The organism is Cupriavidus sp. R6-3, from assembly GCF_059772245.1.
In genome coordinates this window covers 1-3109 of record NZ_JCBAJO010000370.1, presented here as the reverse complement: position 1 = coordinate 3109, position 3109 = coordinate 1, and the positions used below count along the sequence as shown (strand labels likewise).

The 3109-nt window shown below is 69.8% G+C and carries 3 protein-coding genes; all 3 read right to left on the bottom strand.

Features of this window, described 5'->3' with window-relative positions; all coding sequences use genetic code 11:
- Nucleotides 1-1198, bottom strand: a 1198-nt coding sequence (locus AC6EI8_RS25625; protein WP_498383280.1) for an ankyrin repeat domain-containing protein, incomplete at its 3' end; no start/stop codon positions are given.
- A gap of 267 nt (nt 1199-1465) precedes the next feature.
- Nucleotides 1466-2278 carry a 16S rRNA (adenine(1518)-N(6)/adenine(1519)-N(6))-dimethyltransferase RsmA gene (rsmA, locus tag AC6EI8_RS25620; RefSeq protein ID WP_149316787.1) on the bottom strand — a complete coding sequence of 271 codons (813 nt, stop codon included), beginning with the start codon at nt 2276-2278 and terminating at the stop codon, nt 1466-1468.
- A 10-nt stretch (nt 2279-2288) separates the two neighbouring features.
- Nucleotides 2289-3109, bottom strand: an 821-nt coding sequence (pdxA, locus tag AC6EI8_RS25615; protein WP_498383279.1) for a 4-hydroxythreonine-4-phosphate dehydrogenase PdxA, incomplete at its 5' end; no start/stop codon positions are given.

Genomic DNA, 3109 nt, shown 5'->3' with positions numbered 1-3109 from the left:
TGCTTTCGCGCTGATAGTCCCTGATGGTCCGGCCCTCGCCATCCACCATGTCGGTCCGCGCCCCCGCCATGATGATCTTCAAGATGAAGCCCAGCGGCTGGTCGCCCAGGTGCGCGTACATCAGCGGCGTGCGTCCCAGCCCATCGCGGCCGTTGATGTTGCCGCCGGCATCGCGCAGGCTCTTGACGATGTCCAGGTGTCCGGCCGACGCTGCCGCCATGATCGGCGTGGCGCCGGTCTCGTCGCGGGCGTCCGGGTGGGCGCCGTAGGACACCAACTGCCGCACGGCATGCAGCTGACCTGACGCAGCGGCGAGATGCAGCGCCGTGAGGCCGAACGGCCCCTGGACATCGACGGGGACGCCATGGAGCAGCAAGCGCGCGAATGGCGCGCCGGCCTTGAGCGCTACCGCTGTCATCAACGGCGTCATGCCGAGCTGGCTTTTGGCCTGTTCCAGCACGACGCGATTGTCCACCGCCGCGGCCAGGTCGATGATGTCGCAGGCCACGCGCGGCGCCTCGTACCGCAAGGCCAGCTGCAACAGATCCAGCTCTTCCGCCAGCGGCATATCGAGGCACCAGCCGCCGGTGGTCACCAGGTGCCGCACCGCGGCCGCATTGTCGGCATCGATCGCGGCCAGCACACTGGTGCGAAACCCTTCCATCCACTCCACCAGCGCCGACTCCAGCGCCGGCAGAACCGCCGCATGGCCGGATGCCGGCGCGCCGCCCACATCCCTGCCGAGCTCCAGCGCGGTCCTGCCGTGCCGGTTCGGCTTGCCGAGCGCGCCGAGCCCGATGCCGCCGCCGAACCAGCGCCCGTGGTCCAACAAGGACTGGACCACCGCTGGCATGGTCGGGCGCATGCCCAGCGCCAGATGCATGCAGGTATCGCCGTCGCCGTTGGTGATCGCGGGATCCGCCCGATGGGCAAGCAGCGTATTGATCAGCTCCGGTTCGCAACGCGACCGGATCGCCGTGTGCAAGGGCGTGTTGCCCTGCTCGTCGCGCCAGCCGACCGCCGTCGGCTCGCGGGCAAGACACTCGCGGACCGCCGGCCCATCGTGGCGCCGCAGCGCCAGCGTCAGTTCGCGGCCGGCTTCGGAGCCGCCGGCGCCGCGGTCAGCACGGTCGACGGCGTCAGGCACAGGGCCGGGCTGGAACAGCGGTGGCTGGGTCGTGGTAAGGCGTGCATGCATGCTCGCGCTCCTTTGCGGTTGAGGGATCGGGCGACGGGGCATTCGGCCTGTCGCGGCGCGATTCTCATCCGCGCCGGAGGGCGGGCTTTAGCATTCGGGCGGGGTTCTTTCGCGCGCTGCAGCGGTGGTCGGCTGGACCGCGGCCGCCGGCGAACCGGGAAGGAAGGAAGAGGAAAGCGAACGGCGAAGGGGACGGCGAAGGGGACGGCGGAGGGGACGGCGAAAGAAGCGGCAAAGGAAGCCCGCAAGGGCAACGGCGGGGCCGCCTTACCCGCCGATGCGATTGGCCAGCTCGACGTATTCGGCGACCGGCACCTCTTCGGCGCGGCGGCCCAGGTCGAAGCCGATCGCGTCGAAGTCGACGTGATCGCGCAGCATCGATAGCGTGTTGCGCAGCACCTTGCGGCGCTGCGAGAACGCGGCGGTGACGAGATCGCCCAGCACGGTCATGTCGCAGGCGGCGTACGGCGAGCGCAGCCGGCCGTCCTCATGGCGCGGCCACGGAATCATCCGCACCACCGCCGAATCGACCTTGGGCGGCGGGTTGAACGACTCCGGCGGCACGTCGAGCACGTACTCCATGTGGTAGCGCACCTGCAGCATGATCGACAGCCGCCCGAATGCCTTGCTGCCCGGCTCGGCCACCATCCGCTCGACCACTTCCTTCTGCAGCATGAAATGCTGGTCGCGCACGTGGTCGGCGAACTCCATCAGGTGGAAGAGCAGCGGGCTGGAGATGTTGTACGGCAGGTTGCCGACGATGCGCAGCGGGCGGCCGGGCTGCTTCAGTTCGTCGAAGTCGAAGGCGAGCGCATCGCCGGCGTGGATCGTCATGCGGTCGCCGTGGCGGCGGCGCAGCCGTTCGACCAGATCGCGGTCCAGCTCGATCACGTGCAGATGATCGAGGCGCTCCAGCAGCGGCTCGGTCAGCGCGCCCAGGCCGGGACCGATCTCCACGACGAGGTCGCCGGCCTGCGGGTCGATGGCATTGACGATGCCATGGATGATGCTGTCGTCGACCAGGAAGTTCTGGCCGAATCGCTTGCGGGCCGTATGGCCCTGGTGAACAGGGGAACGCATCGATGTCTCTTCAGTGTCCGGCCGGCGGCTCGCCGTGCAGGCGCCGCCCGGTATGGCCGACCATCCCGATCGCGCAGCGGATCGCCTCGATCATGCTGCCGTGCTCGGCGCGGCCCGTGGCGGCCAGGTCCAGCGCCGTGCCGTGGTCGACCGAGGTGCGGATGAACGGCAGGCCCAGCGTGATATTGACGCCATGGCCGAAGGTGCCGTATTTCAGCGGCGCCAGGCCCTGGTCATGGTACATCGCCAGCACGCAGTCGGCATCGCGCAGCAGCCGGGGCTGGAACAGCGTGTCGGCCGGATAGGGGCCCCGCGCGTCGATGCCTGCTTCGCGCGCCTTCGCCAGCGCCGGCGCGATGATGTCGATCTCCTCGCGCCCGAGGTGGCCGCTCTCGCCCGCGTGCGGGTTCAGGCCGGTCACCAGGATGCGGGGATGGGTCAGGCCGAAGCGGCCCCGCAGATCGTTGTCGACGATCGTCAACGTCTCGAGCAGCATCGGCACGTCCAGCGCATCGGGCACCGCGCGCAGCGGCAGATGGGTGGTGGCCAGCGCCACCCGCAGCATCGCATTGGCATGCGCCGGCTGCGGGCCGGCTAGCATCATCACCACGCGCGACACGCCGGCCCGCTCGGCCAGATATTCGGTATGGCCGGTAAACGGCACGCCGGCGTCATTGATGGTGCTCTTCTGCACCGGTGCGGTGACCACGGCCGCATAGCGGGCGGCCTGCCCCGGTTGGGGCAGCAGGCCGGCCAGCGCCGCATCGAGCAGCGCCAGCACATGGCGGCCGTTGCGCGCGTCGAGCACGCCCGGCGTGCATGGAGCCGCCA